The organism is Flavobacterium ginsengiterrae, assembly GCF_039539785.1.
Lineage (GTDB): Bacteria > Bacteroidota > Bacteroidia > Flavobacteriales > Flavobacteriaceae > Flavobacterium > Flavobacterium ginsengiterrae.
In genome coordinates this window covers 375651-393733 of sequence record NZ_BAABDU010000006.1, presented here as the reverse complement: position 1 = coordinate 393733, position 18083 = coordinate 375651, and the positions used below count along the sequence as shown (strand labels likewise).

17 protein-coding genes and 4 tRNA genes are annotated in these 18083 nt (G+C 33.6%); 5 read left to right on the top strand and 16 right to left on the bottom strand.

What is annotated here, in order from left to right; genetic code table 11:
- Positions 1-58: 58 nt before the first annotated feature.
- The 3 genes from ABD859_RS17925 to ABD859_RS17915 form a co-directional block, all read right to left on the bottom strand.
- Positions 59-493 carry a hypothetical protein gene (locus tag ABD859_RS17925; protein WP_345145957.1) on the bottom strand — a complete coding sequence of 145 codons (435 nt, stop codon included), beginning with the start codon at positions 491-493 and terminating at the stop codon, positions 59-61.
- Between the two features lie 205 nt (positions 494-698).
- A complete protein-coding gene (locus ABD859_RS17920; RefSeq protein ID WP_345145956.1) occupies positions 699-1988 on the bottom strand; it encodes a hypothetical protein in 1290 nt (429 codons plus the stop codon).
- A gap of 172 nt (positions 1989-2160) precedes the next feature.
- Entirely contained in the window at positions 2161-2781 is a 621-nt protein-coding gene (locus ABD859_RS17915) for a hypothetical protein (protein ID WP_345145955.1), read from the bottom strand.
- 227 nt (positions 2782-3008) lie between these two features.
- Between ABD859_RS17915 and ABD859_RS17910 the strand changes: the two genes are divergently transcribed.
- The 4 genes from ABD859_RS17910 to ABD859_RS17895 all read left to right on the top strand — a co-directional run bounded on the left by ABD859_RS17910 (position 3009) and on the right by ABD859_RS17895 (position 5736).
- Positions 3009-3638 (top strand): response regulator transcription factor, encoded by a 630-nt coding sequence (locus tag ABD859_RS17910; protein ID WP_345145954.1) that lies wholly within the window; start codon positions 3009-3011, stop codon positions 3636-3638.
- Between the two features lie 7 nt (positions 3639-3645).
- Positions 3646-4305 carry a hypothetical protein gene (locus tag ABD859_RS17905; protein ID WP_345145953.1) on the top strand — a complete coding sequence of 220 codons (660 nt, stop codon included), beginning with the start codon at positions 3646-3648 and terminating at the stop codon, positions 4303-4305.
- Positions 4306-4646: 341 nt separating this feature from the next.
- Positions 4647-4937: a hypothetical protein gene (locus tag ABD859_RS17900; RefSeq protein WP_345145952.1), complete on the top strand. Its 291-nt coding sequence runs from the start codon at positions 4647-4649 to the stop codon at positions 4935-4937.
- A gap of 4 nt (positions 4938-4941) precedes the next feature.
- Positions 4942-5736 carry a sensor histidine kinase gene (locus ABD859_RS17895; protein WP_345145951.1) on the top strand — a complete coding sequence of 265 codons (795 nt, stop codon included), beginning with the start codon at positions 4942-4944 and terminating at the stop codon, positions 5734-5736.
- A 106-nt stretch (positions 5737-5842) separates the two neighbouring features.
- Here ABD859_RS17895 and ABD859_RS17890 read toward each other — a convergent pair.
- The 13 genes from ABD859_RS17890 to ABD859_RS17830 form a co-directional block, all read right to left on the bottom strand.
- Positions 5843-5916: transfer RNA gene (locus ABD859_RS17890), tRNA-Gly, on the bottom strand.
- Between the two features lie 87 nt (positions 5917-6003).
- Positions 6004-6077 (bottom strand) — tRNA-Gly (locus ABD859_RS17885).
- Positions 6078-6151 (bottom strand) — tRNA-Trp (locus tag ABD859_RS17880). It abuts the tRNA gene before it with no gap.
- Between the two features lie 4 nt (positions 6152-6155).
- Positions 6156-7526 carry an SDR family oxidoreductase gene (locus ABD859_RS17875; RefSeq protein ID WP_345145950.1) on the bottom strand — a complete coding sequence of 457 codons (1371 nt, stop codon included), beginning with the start codon at positions 7524-7526 and terminating at the stop codon, positions 6156-6158.
- A 3-nt stretch (positions 7527-7529) separates the two neighbouring features.
- Positions 7530-8213 carry a hypothetical protein gene (locus ABD859_RS17870; protein WP_345145949.1) on the bottom strand — a complete coding sequence of 228 codons (684 nt, stop codon included), beginning with the start codon at positions 8211-8213 and terminating at the stop codon, positions 7530-7532.
- Position 8214: 1 nt separating this feature from the next.
- Entirely contained in the window at positions 8215-8931 is a 717-nt protein-coding gene (locus ABD859_RS17865; protein ID WP_345145948.1) for a DUF434 domain-containing protein, read from the bottom strand.
- A 180-nt stretch (positions 8932-9111) separates the two neighbouring features.
- A complete protein-coding gene (locus ABD859_RS17860; RefSeq protein WP_345145947.1) occupies positions 9112-10254 on the bottom strand; it encodes a hypothetical protein in 1143 nt (380 codons plus the stop codon).
- 164 nt (positions 10255-10418) lie between these two features.
- Complete coding sequence (locus ABD859_RS17855) at positions 10419-11216, bottom strand: TatD family hydrolase (protein ID WP_345145946.1); 798 nt, start codon at positions 11214-11216, stop codon at positions 10419-10421.
- 236 nt (positions 11217-11452) lie between these two features.
- Positions 11453-11767 carry a S24 family peptidase gene (locus tag ABD859_RS17850; RefSeq protein WP_345145945.1) on the bottom strand — a complete coding sequence of 105 codons (315 nt, stop codon included), beginning with the start codon at positions 11765-11767 and terminating at the stop codon, positions 11453-11455.
- Between the two features lie 424 nt (positions 11768-12191).
- The gene (locus tag ABD859_RS17845; protein ID WP_345145944.1) at positions 12192-13613 is read right to left on the bottom strand and encodes an RtcB family protein; all 1422 of its coding nucleotides are present in this window, start codon (positions 13611-13613) and stop codon (positions 12192-12194) included.
- A gap of 358 nt (positions 13614-13971) precedes the next feature.
- Positions 13972-16212 carry a hypothetical protein gene (locus tag ABD859_RS17840; RefSeq protein ID WP_345145943.1) on the bottom strand — a complete coding sequence of 747 codons (2241 nt, stop codon included), beginning with the start codon at positions 16210-16212 and terminating at the stop codon, positions 13972-13974.
- Positions 16213-16468: 256 nt separating this feature from the next.
- A tRNA-OTHER gene (locus ABD859_RS17835) sits at positions 16469-16586 on the bottom strand.
- Between the two features lie 168 nt (positions 16587-16754).
- The gene (locus ABD859_RS17830) at positions 16755-17150 is read right to left on the bottom strand and encodes a hypothetical protein (RefSeq protein WP_345145942.1); all 396 of its coding nucleotides are present in this window, start codon (positions 17148-17150) and stop codon (positions 16755-16757) included.
- 303 nt (positions 17151-17453) lie between these two features.
- Here ABD859_RS17830 and ABD859_RS17825 point away from each other — a divergent pair, with 303 nt between their 5' ends.
- Complete coding sequence (locus tag ABD859_RS17825; protein WP_345146270.1) at positions 17454-18068, top strand: HD domain-containing protein; 615 nt, start codon at positions 17454-17456, stop codon at positions 18066-18068.
- The last annotated feature ends 15 nt before the right edge of the window (positions 18069-18083 follow it).

Here is an 18083-nt window from a genome sequence, read left to right as displayed (position 1 = left end):
TTGATTTTTGATATTGACATTGCAATTGGAATTTGGAATTTTAAAAATTGGAATTTAATCACCAGTAACTCCCCGCCAAGAAAGTCAGCCTGATAAACGTGAGGTTTTTATTTTGAGATAAATCGATTTCTTCTGAAAGTGTTTCCAGTTGATCGTCTCCATAGAAAACGGCATACAATCCATCTTCAAACGCTACGATTGCATTTTCCTGTGCTTTTGCTACATCTACCTGATTGTGATTGTAAATCGCACCGAAACCAACTTTTCCGGTATCGGTAAGAATGGGAAGGTAATTTTCTTTGGGAAGATGGATTTTGTCTTCGTCTTCAAACTCAAACGACGAAGAACGGAACAATTGTACCTGATGATCTACAATAGATTCTATGATTTTTTGTGTGGTAATAACAGGATTTTCTATGGCCAAAGCGATACTTTTTTCCTGAAGCAACGGATGTTTTTTTCCTAATTGTTTAACTGAGATGCTTATATTCATCTTTACTGGCTTTTATTTTTTGAGGCGGTAATGTAAGAATTTTAAAACGATTTTTTCTTAAAAGAATGTCTTTTAAAAGTTAAAAAATCTTACGATTTAAAAGTACGATTTAAAGACAAAAAAATACCCCGCAAATTGGTATTTGCGGGGTTTGAGTTTTTATTGGTTGAATAATTTCTTTTACCAAAATAGAAAGTCTCTATATCTAGTTTTGTTCGATTCCTTTATCGAGACTGATTTTTTTAACTTTGGATAAATTATAAGTTATCCCAAAAAAATGGCCGAATTTGAACTGATTCTGGGTGGGAACATCTCCTGAATCTCCTAAATTATACGAGCCTCCAACATTATAAGAATCGGCAATTCTATTTACTTTCCCCATAGATATACCACCAGTTAAAATTATACGTTCCTGTTTTCCTAATATAACACCGCCGCCAAACAATATTTGTATTTTCTCATTTTGGGTAAATACTGCACCTAAATTAATTGTGGGAACTACCCAAGAATTCAGCCTCACATAAGCATTAATAGTTGATCCTAACGCTAAATCATAATCTCCTCCATTTTTTAAAGTAATGATTTTATTTCCTGCAATTGCTGGATCATCTCGTTTATCAAATTCGTCATCAAACAATGAAGTTGCAAAAATTCCTGCACTTACATCGATTTTAAAACCTCCTTTAATCCATATATTATAAGGAGTTGAAGCAAAACTAAGATCTTCTTCTTTTGTCTCTTTATCGGTACGATGCAATCTAAATTCTAGAGCATCAATATTTTTACCTTGGACATCAACAGGCAATGTGTAAACTACTAATTCTATAGTATAGAATTTTTGTGTAATTTCTTTCATTGTCTTTTCAATTTCTTTTTTGGTTTGATCTAATTCAGTTTTTACTGCCGAATATTTTGGTTTTCCAATAAATCGTTCCAAATCTTTTACTAAAGCATCATTCTCTGCATATATTCTTTTAGCCTCATCAAGCAATAATATTCTTTCATTAAAATAGTCTTTTTCTTCAAGTGCAGTTTTCTGTTTCAAAGTTGTATACAAAAGATCTACATTATTATTCAAATTAGATATATCAGCGTTTAAACTTTTATTATTTCCAGAAATATCAGCTATAGATAAGGGATTTAGAGCCATTTGCGTTATATTTTTTTCGCTTAGTTTATTTGCTTCTTTTAAAGCTCCTGTAAATACTTCATTTGCCTGATTTTCTTTATCATAGAAGGAAATGTTTTTTGTATCAATTTTATAAGTATATCTTACAGAATTTATATTAGTTAATTTAATTGAAACCATTTCTCTTGCTTTTATCGAAAGCCATTTGCTTTTACATTTGTCAGGAGTTGTGCATGATATATCTTCACAAATTCGGATAGTCTCTTTATGCGGAGTTCCTAAATCAACTACTATGACTTTAGTTTTCACTTGACTATAGCCAATTATTCCGAAGAATAAAAAATAAAAAAATAAGGTTGTTTTCATGATTTCTAATGTTTTTAGTTAACATTTCAAATGTATCCTGAGAACAGTATATCAATCAATTACCCTTTTGGGTGATATTGTATTTTACTAAAAATGCACAAAATCACCTTTAGACTTTGTGCATTTTGTTTCACTAATAAACAATTTTAAGTTCTGTTATTAGATGATAATTTTATTCTTCTAAAAATGGAGGGATTTCTGTAGGAATTCCTAAGTCATTAAGCTCCTTTCTTGCTTGATTTAGTTCATTTACTATAGTAGTTTTAATATAATCTTCTCTATAAATAGCTTGAATATCAACAAATGTTTCATTTCTCCTATGCCCTCCGGTTTTCCATCTTATTGAGGTTGGCGAAGTTTCGTTAGGCTGCCAATATGGTCCCTTTTTCCAATCTCCATTCATTGTTCTTTTTAATGTTGCTGTCAATAAATAAAATCCAGGCTGAACTGTTAAGGTTCTATAGCTGCTATTACCTCCCTTATTCCAATCTGTTTTATAATAATAACACCTTGTCTTTCTATATTCTTCTCTTCGAACTTTCATAAAGGCTTGAAAAGTTTTAATTATTTCTTTTTGCAAATTTGAAGTTCTTTGTTCATAAGTATTTCCGGCATTCGGGTCACTACTAAAGATATAATACTGATGAGCCGTTCTTACTTGACTCGTAATCTTACCTTTCATATTAGCATCAAAAGATGTTACCGAATTTTCACATTTAGTTGGTTTATCCTGCGCTTTTATTAAATTAATACTAATTAAAAAAACAAACATTGTGACAATTAATTTTTTCATGATTTCTAATGTTTTTAGTTAACATTTCAAATGTATTTTGAGAACAGTATATCAATCAATTACCCTTTTGGGTGATATTTTATTTTTTGTATTTCGTGTATTATTTTTTGTAAGTTTATTCCATAAATACCATTTGTCTTTTTTTGAGTTAATTTCTAATATCACCCAAAAGGGTAATTGCGGTCAATGAACTTATTGCACAACTTTGTAAAAGAAAATGTAACGCCATGAAAATACGAGTAGCCATAGTAGAAGATGATAAGAATTACAATCAGGCCTTAAAAAATATCATCGATTTTCAACATGATATGGAATGCGTGGCTCAGTTTTTTAATGGTAAAAATGCGCTGCAAAAATTAGAAGCTTTAGAACCAGACGTGGTTTTAATGGATATTCAGCTGCAGGATTTATCAGGTATTGATATAGTCTTTAAACTAACCGAATTAATGCCGGGCACAACCTTTGTTATGTGCACGAGTTTTGAAAACGACGAAAAAATATTTTCGGCACTTCGCGCTGGTGCCAGCGGTTACCTTGTAAAAGGAGATCCGCTGGACAAGATAATTCAGGCGATTCAGGAAGCACATAAAGGCGGCGCTCCTATGAGTTTTGCAATTGCAAAGCGTGTTTTACAACATTTTCAGGAAACAAAAGTACAGGTACAAACCCTATTGTTACTGACAGTAACCGAAAAAGAAGTTCTTGAACTGCTGGCGCAGGGGCTTCTTTATAAAGAAATTGCCGATAAAAAAAATGTCACCATCGACACCATTAAAAAACACATTGGCAATATCTATAGAAAGTTACAAGTAAGCAACAAAATTGAAGCTATTAATAAGTTTAACACCAAAAACTAAGAAAACTATGGACACACAAGAATTAAACCAGAAAAAAATTGACGGAATTGATTTCATAAAAAAAATTGATAAGGAAATAGAAGATGATTTTATTGAGAACTATAAAAAATTAAACATTGCAGGATTAACTGAAAGCTTTTTAATAGATTTAAAAATATTTGAAGAGATACTTTCAGATAATGAAGACAAGCTTTGTTGCAAATTTTATTTTATTCAACAAGGTACATCGTTAAATCTAGGCTTATCTTTTTCAGATAATGAAGAATGCCCAATTAAAATAAATAATCGTATTGACGATGATATCTTATATATTTTAGAAAATGATTCTATAGTAAAGAAAGATTTCAGAGACATGAAAAATGATTTTATGGAAGCTATAGGATCTAAATTACCTACTCATCCTGAAAATAAAAAAGATACTTTAATTTCATATCCCCTAAAAGACATTAATAGTTTCTTACATGAAATGAAAAATTCTTATCCTAATATTGATCGCTTAAAATTAAGTATGTTTCAGTACAGTCCTAACAATATAAATCCAAGCCTTTCAGCCCATTTTACAAAAAGAGATAAAAGAATTGCTTTTTGTGTTCATGTATTATTTAATAAAAGAAAAGCATCGTACGATCAGGGAGACGGTTACGATCTAGGAAACCTTAGACCTTAATGAATTACATTTATGAAATAATACTACTATTAACATTGTTAAAATCAATAGTTTTGGTTAGGAAATTTAATCTTTCCTGCCAGAACTATTTGTTTGTATATCTCCTTGTTACTTTTCTTGTAGAATTGGGTTCCAGGATAATTCTTTTAATAAATCCAAAATCAGAACTGAGCATTCAATATGATATTTACTGCGTATTTTGTATTCTGTTTTTTTGGTTTTACTATAACCTATCGTTCCAAAAAAATCTAAGAAAAAAAGTGAACCTGCTGTCAGGTTTTCTTTTAATAAGCATTATTCCAATATCGTTTTTTCTAAAACAAACTCTAAGTTTTGTTTTAATGACAGCACTTCCTATTTTTTATATTTTATACAGCATGCTGTGGTTTCTGCAAAAAATAACTTTAACATCTGAGGATAAGATTACTGATGATCCTAATTTTTGGATTTCAACTGCTTTACTACTCTGGAGTTGTTTTTTTATATTTAGAGTCATTCCTAGAGATCTTTTAAATATTGAAGACAAAGAATTCTTGATTTTACTTAGAGAATTTCTATATGGAATAAATTGCATTATGTATCTGTTATTTTTCAAAGGTTTGATAAAATATGAAAGAATCGCAAAAACCTAAATAAATGAAACAACTGCCCCCAGAAATAAAACTAACCTATATTATTGCCATCATTTTGATGCTTCTTTTAGTATGCTTTATCATTATGGTTGTTTTTATTTACAATAAAAAACAGCTCATTCAGCAACAGGAAAACCAACTTAAAGAAAGCGAATTTCAAAACCAATTACTGCAAAAAGAATTAGAACGTCAAAAAGCAATTCAGTTGGAAAGGGAACGTATTTCTCAGGATATGCACGATGATTTAGGCGCCGGAATTTCGGCCATAAAACTTCAGGCTGAGTTTTTGAAATATAAAATGCCCGAAGAAAGTTTTTCGGAAGATCTGGAAGCGATTATAACAACTTCAGAAGATATGAATCTCGCCATGAGGGAAATTCTCTGGAGCCTGAATTCGCAAAATGATACTGTTGGAAATTTTATAGAATATACAAGTTTGTATGTCAAACGTTTTTTAGATAAAACCAACATTACGTTTCAATTGAATTCGAATATTATTGAAAAAGAAACTAATTTATCTGTAAAAGCCCGAAGAAATCTTTTTTTAGCCGTTAAAGAAGCTGTACATAATATATACAAACACAGCCAGGCAAATGAGGTTTTAATTGCATTTGAACAAAGTGAAGCTGTTTTAAGCATTACAATCTCTGATAAAGGAATTGGACTATCTGACGCTTATCAAAAAGGAAACGGTATGACCAATATGTCTTTAAGAATGGAAGGCATAAATGGAACTTTTAAAGTTATTCCTTCTCAAAACGGTCTGCAATTGTTGTTTGTGTATCCGTTACAAGATTAGAATTTTTCTGTGCTTTTGGGCAAATTAAGTAGTTGTGATTTCCTGTTTAAAATCTTTTTTTAGATAAAAAATACCCCGCAAATTCTCAGTATCTAAAATTTAAAAGTATGGTGTACGGGACTCGAACCCGCAGCCTCCTGCATGGTAGACAGACGTTCTTCCAGATTGAACTAACACCATTTGTTTTTGTTTTTGGATTTATTACAAAAGAAAGGTAAATTAATAAATAATTACCAAGATTAGATCTTTGCACTTTTGAATCTTAAAAAGGGTGTGCAAGGACTCGAACCTGCATCCTCCTGCCGGGCAGGCAGGCGCTCTTCCAATTGAGCTAACACCCTAGCGGATAGTTGGGACTCGAACCCAAAACTTTTCCTTTGGTGGGAATGTTTTTCCAATTAAACTACTATCCTGCTATATTACCAAGCCGAAACTTTGTAGTTTTTTAACAAGACGCCAAATATACAATTCCCATTGATTCCTTGCGCTATTGGATCTAAAATTCTGCTTGCACCGTCTACAGAATCCAACGGCGGAATATATCCATCTTCAAATTGTTTTTTTCGTAAACTTTCTTTTGCTCCAGTCGAAATCCAGCCTACATCTACGCTGGTCATAAAAATGGCATCTTCGGCAAATTCTTTGGCAGATGTTAGTGTCATCATGTTCAGCGCCGCCTTTGTCATATTGGTATGCGGGTGAAAAATGGTTTTGTTGGTGTAACTGAAAATTCCTTCTGACGAAGTTACATTTACAATAAAACGCTCTTTAAATTCTGAATTTAAAAACAACGATTTGAGTTCTTTTATTAAAAAATAAGGCGCAATCTGATTGATCAAATTTACCTCTACCAATTCATACATGCTGATTTCTTCTAAAGTCGAATTCCAGCTTGTTTTTTCGCGGTTGTCTACTGGCTGTCCAAAACGTGAAAGTGCTAATTCTGTCTTTTCTTCAAAACCATATTCTAATGCTTTTACTTCTCCTGCAACTGGAGTTTTATTTGCGATCAACTTTTTATTTGAAGAAAATAGATCTAAAAGATTCTCTTCTTTTCGAATTAAAGGCTGATAATATTCATCTGTATATTTAATAGTCTGTGCTGCATTATTAATTAAAATATCTACACTCTTGAATTTGGCTTTGTAAAATGATATAAAATCATTTATAGCATTTAAGTTTCTTAAATCCAGACCATAAATTATCAAATTGTCTTTCCAATGCTCAAAGTCATTCTCTTGCTTAAACTGTTCTAAAGCAAGCGCAGGAAAACGAGTTGTAAGCACAACATTTGCATTATTTCGTAAAAGTTTTAAAGCAGTTGCAAAGCCCACTTTTACACGTCCGCCAGTAAGAATTACGTTACGTCCTTTTAAATCAATGTTTTGAAAACGTTTTTCATAATTTTCTTCCGCACATTCTGGACAAAGTCTTGTATAAAAACTATGTGCTAATTTATAAGAGCGGTTGCAGGCATAACAATTTTTAGGTAAATTCAATTTTACAAACTGCTGTTCATCTGGATTTTCTTTTTCAGCAAATAAAGTTTCTCCATTTAATGCTTTTGAAACCAAAGTAGCACTCAAACTTACTTGGAGATCTTCTTGTTTTTTAGAAGAATAACTTACACTGCGCAAGTTCTTTTTAGCATTTTTATGGATCTTCGTAATCAAACCCGCGAATAAATCATTATCTGGATTTTCTAACGGGTTGTCTTTGAGCGATTCTAAAATTCTAAGACAAGTCTGCCACTCTTCTTTGCTAAAAATATATTTTTTTTCTGTTTCCATTTTTTATTCCTCTAAAAAATCTTCTAAAAATCCGATAAACTTTTTTCCATCAGCAGACCATCTTAAACCTTGTCCATTTTCTACTCTTATTTCGTAAACCAAACCATGTTTGTAATGGTAAAAAATATTCCACCATGTTTTATGAACGATAATGTGCTCTATGAGTTTTTCTACTTTTTCTTTTTTCTGGAATGTGTTTCCTTTTATTTCTCCAAAAATACTGTTTTTATTTCTTCCCACATGTTTTTCCCAAGCTCTCGTAGCTATTGAAATTTCTTTATTATAAGGCAAAAAACAGCTTTTTAAAAGAATATTTTTTGCTGGCGGAATTCCGTTTTCGTCACGAACACTAGCTGGGGTTAAGCGCTGTCCTAAAATAAGTAATATACTCTCAAAAGGTGTTTTTTCGAATGCCTGAATTAAACTCTTCTGAACTTCATCTGAATCATTCCAAAAGTCTTCCAGCACTTTTTCGAAATATGAAACAGCTTCCTGAACTGAAACTATAATTTCGTCTTTGAAATAAGGCAGTCTCACAACTTCTGTTTTCTGATTGTAGAATGAAATCAGGTTTTTAGAAAAAAGATGCAGATTTTCATCTGTTAAAAACACAGCATATTTTTCTTTCCAATCTTGATTAAGATCAGGAATTACGGCTTTTATTTCATTAAAGAGATTGGGTTTCATTTTATTCAAGAGAAATTACAGTTTCTTTTTCACTCATTTGCGAAAGCATATATTCCATCAAATTGAAATTTGAAGAGGCATGATCTAAAATCCATGCGTCTGAAGTTACAGCAATGCTATCACTTTCAGCCATTAATTTATCGGGATTATTAACCAATTGTACTTCCCAATTTAAATGATGTGTAGAAGCGGTTTCTTCTATCATTTGTTTTAATCTTCCGCTGTTTGAAACAGGTTTATCAAATAACCAAAGTGCTTTTTTAATTTTCTCTTTTCTAAAAAAATCAGTAATCAATTCAATAGCCTCAGAAGTTTGCTTTACTTTTTTATAAGTCCCATAAACACTTGACAAATCTCGAATAAAACCGTCTTGTCCTTTAAAAACATAAGCGTTTGATAAAATACTTTCGAGTAAAATCAGAACATTAAATCCGTCAAAACAAATCTCTTTCCCTTCCAAATCCTGACTCTCAATTTCTTTTGCTTTTCGGTCTTCAATCTGCTGTTGAGAAGCACTCATTCCACGAACGGCTTGTTGCTGGCGTGCATTGAGTCTGTAACGGTTTCCGACTAAAACCAAAGTTGCTTTTTCACCATAACCTCTGCTCAAAAAATAGTGCATATCGGTTACGGCTTCTTTTAGTTTGAACTGCATTTTTACATTTCCAAACAAAGCATCGTCGCTGGCTTCTTTTCCTCTGTTTTTGAGATTTGTCATGCTGTAAAAATATGTCGCTCCTCTGGAGCTTAATTACCTTTAATCTTTATTTTCTATAAATATATCATCCCTCTGGGATTTTTACTAGATATTAAAGACGTTTTTAGTGGTTTCCTCCACAATCTTATCCAAAGCAATTCCTTTAAACTGCGCAATAGTTCCCACTTATGTAGCAGAAAATCAATAATCTTCATTCTCAGGTGGAGCGGTTTTATTTCGGGTTGCGATTTCCCAATTTTCTTTTTGATACGGATTATCAATTTTTTCAAGCTGCACTAAAAAACGAAGTTCGTTTTTCTTTGGGTCATTCTGCTGAATTAATACTCTAAAGCTATATCCTTCTACCGTTTCTATAGATTTGTCGGTTACTGGATTTTGTTCGTAATATTCTATCATCACATCGATCTCTTCCGAAAACTGAGTATTAGCCGATAAAAATTTTAAAAGTTCTAAAGTAGTATTCTTTCTAAACGAAGCATTTTTCAGCTTACTTTTTTCGACTATATAATCGGTATCAAAAGTCAGTGATAGGTTGTCACAACCTTCTAGTTCAGCATGAATAAACCTATCGTTCTTTTTATACGTTTCACCAATAGTTTCGCAGTAATTATGCATTTCAATGCTTCGAATACGTTTGGTTACTTCGGGCATATCATTAAAAATAGTTTTAGATTCTAACTGTGCGAGCTTACAATCAGACAAATACGATTCTTCATATAAATTTCCATCTTTATAAATAAAAGATAAAGAAGCTGTTTTTAGATCCTGAGTACTATACGTTCTAAAATTTTGAGTGATTTTTACTTTAAATTTATCTTCCTCAAACTTTGCTTCGTCAATTATATTATAAGAAAATGGTGCATAACCCAGAATAGAATGCGCTTCTTTGTAATTGACCTCATCTTTCATGATGTAATAGATATAATCCTGGTTTGTATTTGCATTTCCTCCCAACATTCCATTTGAGTCTCTAAACACTACATAATCTATAATTCCGTCGTTATTAAAATCCTTTTCTTTTATAATATCAAACTCAACAGAATATGGATCTCCATCATTAGGGAAATGAATACTATAAGGCGCTTTTTCTATTTGCAGATCATCATATTTTTGCTCGCCAATTTCTTCTTTTACCAATTGTTTCAGAAAATTGCTTTGAGCCTCCTCTAGAATTCTTCCTTCGATTTCTTTTTTTTCAGGTTCAGCTTTTGCAACTTCTTTTTTAATGCTCTTTTTATGCTTGGTTTTCTTTTCTTCTTTACAAGAAAACAGTACTAGCAATACTGTCGAAAATAAGATTAATACGTTCTTTTGAATGTTCATTTTATGTTATTAAAATTTGAGATTAGTATTCTATTAGAATATATTTTCATCATAATTGCTTTCAAATATAAATAAATTGAAAACTACAATGTAAGTAATTACATATATTTTTTATTTTATTCCTGAGTCACTAACCTACAAACTTTTACACCTCATATTTTATTCTAAATCCCAAAAAACCTCTTAGCATTCCTCGTCGTTTCCTCCGCAACCTTATCCAAAGCAATTCCTTTAAACTGTGCAATGGTTCCCGCAACGTAAGGCAGAAAAGCAGGTTCGCAACGGCGTTCGTGGTATTTCTTCAAAAGGCTGTTGGGTACATTTTTCGGAAGCATAAACGGCGCATCGGTTTCGATCATCATTTTGTCGAGCGGTACGTACTGAATGACTTCTTTTAAATGTGCGAAACGTTTGCTGTCTGAAATCGCTCCCGTAAAACCAAGATAAAATCCGTTATCGAGATAGGTTTTGGCTTCGGACAAAGTTCCCGTAAAACAATGCACAACGGCTTTGGGCAGTTTCGGCAGATAATCTTTTGTGATATTCATAAACGAACTAAAAGCATCTCTTTCGTGCAAAAACAACGGTTTCTGTACTTCTATCGCTAATTGGAGCTGGGCTCTGTAACATTCTTCCTGTTTGTTTCGGGGCGAAAAATCACGGTCAAAATCGAGTCCGCATTCGCCTACCGAAACCACATGTTTCAATTCTAATAATTTCCGAAGCCTCGAAATACTCTGATTATCATAACTCTTCGCATCATGCGGATGTATTCCCGCCGTGGCATAAAGCACACCCGGATACTGCCTCGCCATCTTTGCCGATTCTTCGCTGTTCCTCACACTTGTACCCGTGAGGATCATTTGGGTAACGTCGGCATCTACCGCGTCTTGTACAACATCGTCTATGTCGTTTTGGAATTGTTTGTTTGTCAAATTAATCCCGATATCTATGTATGTCATTTTTTTAAAGTTGCTAAGGTTCTTAGAGGCTAAGCTTCTAAGCTTTTTTCCTCTTGGAACGGTTATTTTTTTTTGTTTTGCCACTAAGGCGCTAAGGCACAAAGTTTTTGCCACAGATTAAAATGATTTTTATCTACGAAATCTGCTTGAAATGCGAGAGAATACTTTTCGTAAAAAACATTGATGCGCCTCTATAATAACTTTGCCTCTTTGTTTCTCTGCCTCTTTGTTACTAATTAATAAATTATCTGATTCTTAAACTCTGCCTGAATTACTTTTCCGTAAATAATCTTGGTCCAGCCATTTTCGAATCCGTGGTTGTTGGCGATTAGGAAACCTTTATTTTTATCTGTTTTTATGATTTTATGGGCGTCAATATATCGGCCTTTTACTTTACAGAATACAATATCTCCTATTTGGTAATTATCGCTTTTTTCGAAAGTCAGCAGACTTCCGTTTTTTAAAATCGGAAGCATTGAATCTCCAAACGCTTTCATCTTTCCATTTCCGACTGTTTCTAATTCTGTTTTCAGCCGTTCATATTTGTTCATTTTTTTTAAGGTTCTAAGGTTCTAAGTTTTTTTTGCCTCTTGGAACGGTTATTTATTTTTTTGCCACTAAGGCGCTAAGGCACGAAGTTTATTTTTTCTTTGTGTTGAATTAATCGCGCAAAGGCGCAGAGTCGCAAAGTTTTTCTCATTTTTTGTCATCCTGACGAAGGAAGGATCTCCACAAGAAACTCCGCAACGTATGTCAATCTTGTCGAGCTACTCGTGGAGATCCTTCCTTCGTCAGGATGACATACAATACGATGTAATCTTACTTAAAAATAAAACTTTGCGCCTTCGCGACTTTGCGCGATTTTATATTTTATTCACTTTGCGTGAAACATACTTCGCGTGAGACGCACTGCAGTGCGCCTCTACATTGTAACATGACCAACAGACTGAACACTAAAAAACTGAATACTGAACACTAGTCCTCCTTGCTTCCATCATCTGCCATTCTCACTAATTTTGGTGTAAACTTGGCAACAACATCAACCAAATCCTGTTGTGCTTCCATCACCTGATTGATATCTTTATACGCCATTGGTGCTTCGTCAAGACCTGCACCGATAAGCGTAACACCATGATCTCTCAGGATTGATTTCATTTCGGTTTGTGTAATGTTTTTGATCGCCTGAGTTCTGCTCATTTGTCTTCCTGCTCCATGCGAAGCAGAGTTTATGGCGTTCTCCTCGCCTTTTCCTCTCACCAAAAATCCCGGTGCGGTCATAGATCCCGGAATGATTCCCATAACGCCTTTTCCGGCTGGAGTGGCTCCTTTTCTATGTACGATCACTTCTTCGCCGTTCCAGATTTCTTTCCATGCAAAATTATGGTGGTTTTCGACTTTCGCTAAAATCGTCGCTCCCAAAGCACGTTCCATTTTGTTATGGATAATCTCGTGACAAGCCGAAGCGTAATCTCCTGCAAGATTCATCGCCAGCCAGTATTCCTGACCCAATTGTGAGTTCATATCCAAATAAGCTAAATTTCTCGCTACTTCTGGAAGTTTACATTCGTCTTTGGCAATTTTAGTGTAATGTCCGGCAATCGTTGCACCCATTCCGCGTGAACCAGAATGCGTTAACAAAGCAACATATTTTCCTTTTGGGATATTTAAAACAGCATCGTCTTGCGCAAACTCCATGATTCCGAATTCAACGAAATGGTTTCCACCACCCGAAGAACCTAATTGCGACCAGGCTTTATCTTTCAAATTCTTCACAAACGGATTCATATTGAAAGTTTCATTTTCCAAAACCGCATGATCTGATTTGTATTGACCGTGAAATCCGTGACCCGCTCCAAAAATCGAATTGGCAATTAATTCTTTTTTGAATTTAGCTTCGTTTTCAAAGTAAAAATCTTCCGGAATATCATAAACCGACAACGCCATTCTACACCCAATATCAACTCCAACACCATATGGAATAATAGCGTTTTTGGTAGCTAAAACACCGCCAATTGGTAATCCGTAACCTTGATGCGCGTCTGGCATTAATGCGCCTGCAACTGTAACAGGAAGTTTCATTGCTACTTCCATTTGTTTTCTGGCACCGTCTTCGATATGATCTAATCCGTAAGCAGAATACGCATTCGGATTTTGATTTAAAGCAATAAAATCTTCTGGTTTTTCATTCGACTTTTCGATTAAAGCCACAGCCAGTTTGCTGAATACTTTATCGTCTATATAATTTTCTGGAGCTTCTAGAACGTTTTTATAATTCTCGATCATTTCTTCTCGGGTAAATCCGTTTCTTTTGCTGTTTATTTTTAAGGCAATCCCAATTATTTTTCCTTCTGGGAATCCTAATTCTAATATATCTGTACCGTTTATTTGTGTTTTCATCGTTTGTTTTATTTTGATAGTACAAAGGTTGTTTACTACTGCGCAGTTATTTTGCGTAGATTATTTTTTCTTTAAAGCAAATGAAAAATCTCACGCAAAGTCGCAGTCCCGAGGCTTCGGGAGCAAAGTTTTTTTGACACAAATTGCACTAATTTCAATAATTTTTTTGCCACAGATTAAAAGGATTAAAATGATTTTTAAAATCTCCTTAATCTGCTCAATCTGCGAGGGAAAACTTTGCGACTTCGCGACTTTGCGAGATTAAATTTTTCCTCGCTTTGCGGAAGACGCACAGGAGTGCGCCTCTACAAAACCTTTGGCACTTTGCAACTATGCCCCTTTGTCACTTCTAAATTAATTAATCTATTAACAACTGTGTCACTGCAGCAGCGTTCATAGCCCATTGCGCGTTGTACACCTCATCAGCATTTTCGTTTTCGACAATCGTTAAACCTTGAGCTTCCGCTTTTAGTTCTAATAAATTACCAATATTCAATTTACTGCTCAATTTTGCCAATAGTGCCTGAACTCCTTTGAAATCCAAACCTCCTACGACCTGACCTCCGAAAGTCATCTCTAACCAAACAATTTCTCTTTTGGCTACATCCAACACTCCAAAAACCAAACCTTTGGCAACATTCTGCGTCACACGAACCTGATGATCTACACACGACGGATCGTATGCAACACCTGTTCGTTCCGAAATTTTCATCGGATATTTGCTGTTCATCCAACCTACGACCAAATTTGGCGTGATACTTCCGTTGCTGTACGCATTACAAGTAAAAGTTACAAATTTTGCTTTAGCTTTCGCCAATTCGTCGATGTTGATATTGATGTATTCAGCCGTTCCAATTTTATTTGGAATACTTCTGATATCACCGCTATGCTGACAACCTGTAGTCGTCAATCGGCTGAAAGAACACATATCTGAACGGTCTTCGTAAGCGATATGACAGCTTAAATCCATATCCAAATGCTGCGCTAGAAGATCTTTACCCCATTGCATAAACAATCGCACTTCGTTTCCTTCAACCGGGAAACGTGTTCCCATTAAAGCAACTGGGAGATCCTGAACGGTTTCGCTTCTATCACCAATCGAAACTGGCATATTGTACAATTGCGGATCGATATAAATCGTTTTATTTGGGTTTGAAACCGACGCAAATCGTTTTTTCATAGCCAAAATAGTCAAGTCTTCGATTTGATTTTTCATGGTTTCCAACTGCGCATCATCGTACAACTTCAATAATTGGTTTGATCCAATACGTTTGTTTGTTCCACCCAAAGGTTTCACACTTCTCTGCATGTTTACATCAAAATAGTTTTGTGCATACATATTTAAAGTAAACACCAATCTTGCTGGAACTTTATCGATCACTTCTTCGAAATGTGCGATTGTTTCATCGGCTCCAAACCAAAGCATATTCGAAAATAAGGAACGTGCAAATAATCCCGGACGTTGTTTTAACAATGCAAATGTTTTATCGGCATCAAATTTTAATCTTGACGAATTTACTTTGCTCTGCCAAACATCATACACTTGGTTATAGAATACATCCATTAAAAAATTTAATTTCTCGAATCCTTTTCTTTTGCTGTATTCTGCCAAACGCAGCGCACGGATAAAACGAACCCACATTCCTCTTTTTGGATGCATGATTTCGCACATCGCCTCAACATCCATATTCATATTATTCAACCAGTTTGCCACCATTAAACATTCTTTTCGGGAATATTTAAGTTTCAAATCTTTTTGAGATGCCACTTTTGCCTGTACACTCGTATCTAATACATAATGAAAATGCTGATTGTTTTTAGACGCTCTTTTAATGATCGTTTTTGGTTCGATAATCTGCAATAAACCTGTGTTTTTATACCACAAATAACGCAAGATATCTGTTGGTGTTTTCAAAAATTGAGATGCCAGATCTTCATTACCGTTTTCAATCAAAAGATCGATTACCAGCATTAAAGTTTCCTTCATGGCAACATCTGTTTTCGGCAAAGCCAAATATTTCATTACTATTTTTAAACTATCAACCTGAGTTGCGTCTAATGCGGTTTTAGATTGTAATAATGAAATATAGAAATCATTTAAGTTTTTCTCATTCCACAATTCAAGCACTTTTAATTTGCTTCCCTGACCGATATTTTCCAATTTACCAAATTCAAACGGAGTTCCGCAGAACGGACAGCCGTTGTATCTTTCTAATGGAAAAGTATTATCTGGAATGGTATGTCCACATTGTAAAACTGTTCCGTTTTTAGTCTGGAAAATATTTGAAAAATACGTTATAATATGATCTACAACAGATTCTCCTGTTGGCACATTCCATTCTTTTACCAATGGTGTCCAGTTTTTATCGGTTCCTAAAACTTCTCTTAAGACTTCTAAAATCTCTATTTTATAATTTGGGCTGACATTATTTAAAGCGTGCAGTAACGTCTCAGAAAATGTATATCCCAATTTTGCAACATTGGCTGCTAAAACTGATGTTGTTCCTGATAAATTTTTAATATCATTCGAAATCATTTCTGATGGAATGAAAATTGCATTTTGACGTAAACTGATTTTTAATAATTCTTTTGTTTTCATTTTTTTAATTTTAAAAATTTAGATAATTGCGTTTCTGAGTTCTACCTAAAAGAGTTTTGAAGTAAGAAACACTTGACCTGAAATTTGATGATAATTGATTAACTGGACTAAATGGTGAGCGGGTTTCCCCGAAGAAGTAAGTTAATCTTGACCTTCATTTTTTATTGATGATGATTTTAAAACTTTATAACCAGCAACTTCCTTTCAGAAGTTAGGATTCGAACCTAAGAAGTAAGTTTTAATTGACCATTAATAGTGAAGCAGGTGGGATTCGAACCCACGACCCGGACATTAGAAGTGTACGAAGTAAGTTTGGATTGACCTTTTAGGGATAATTTCAAAACTACCTGCTCTAACCGCTGAGCTACTGCTTCATTTTAAATAAAGAGATAATGGTATAAGTATAAATCATCAAAAGGTTTTTAGAAGTAACTTAAACTTGACCTGCTTTATTTAGTATTTTTATTTCTATGAACATTTGTTTTATTTCTTGAACAAAGATTTCAAAACTAGTGCGCAGTTATTCTGCGTAGTAAAAAATATTATATTTTAAATTCTTTGTAAGTATCATTATCAATCTTTTCTTCAATAATTATTTTATTGCAATCAAATTCTACATAGTGAGCTGTCCAGCAATCTGAAACTTCGGTTGCCACTTCATGTCCGTTCAAGCAAAGTTTATTTAGACCATTTCCTCCATCACTTCCGCAGCATCCAGCGAATCTATTTATATCACTATGATTTTTTAAATTATAAACATCAAGAGCAACTATTATCCTTTTATTATTTGATTCCTGATTTTTTAAAAATGAAAATTTACCTTTTTGAATTATATTCTGATCATTTTCATCCCAAAATAACATTGACTCAGATATTTCTGTAAGCTCAGAAGTTATCTCACTTTTACATTCTTTGCAATAAATTTTAATAGTTCTCATAATTGCGTTGTTTTAACATGACAAAGATTTCAAAACCACTACGCAATTATTTTGCGCAGTAAAAAAAGAATTTTAAATTTGAGTAAATATTAATTAAATATAAACTTGTAAGTCCCAGAGGGACGGCATATTTATAGTTTTTATTAGCATGTCTAGAAAGAGCCCCAGCGGGGTGAAATATTTATTTTTTAAATATAAAAACTGAAATGTCGCTCCGCTGGAGCTTTAATTTCGATTCTGTAAATTGGCTATAAATATTGAACTCCTCCAGAGTTTTCTCTTTAGCTTTAAATAATAAACATGATGAATCTAAATAAAATCTATACTGATCTACTTCTTACTATTGGTTTTTTAGAGAATGAAATTCAGCAGAATTGGAAAAATTTAGAAAAGGCATATTCCAAAAAATCAAGGCATTATCATAATCTAACACATTTAGAAGAAATGATTGCCAGTTTTGAAATCTATTCTGATCGGCTTCAAAATCCGAACGAAATATTATTTTCTATTTTTTATCATGATTTTGTGTATTCGGCTTCAAAAAAGGATAATGAACTTAAAAGTGCCGAATATGCTTTGGTTGTTTTGGGTGAAAAAAGCTCAATAAATAAACCGTTAGTTTTTGATGCAATTTGTGCAACACAGCTTCACGCGCATAACACAAACGAAGACATTAATTGGTTAATCGATTTTGATTTAAAAATCCTTGCGAAAGACTGGGAAGATTATAAAATCTATTTTGAGCAAATACGAAAAGAATATCGCATTTATCCTGATTTTCTCTACAAACCCGGACGTGCAAAAGCTTTGAAACATTTTCTGGAATATGAATTTATCTTTCAAACGGATGAATTCAGAGTTTTATATGAAGATAAGGCGAGGCTGAATATTGAAAAGGAGATTTCTTTATTAACGTAAACGCGTGAGGGATGG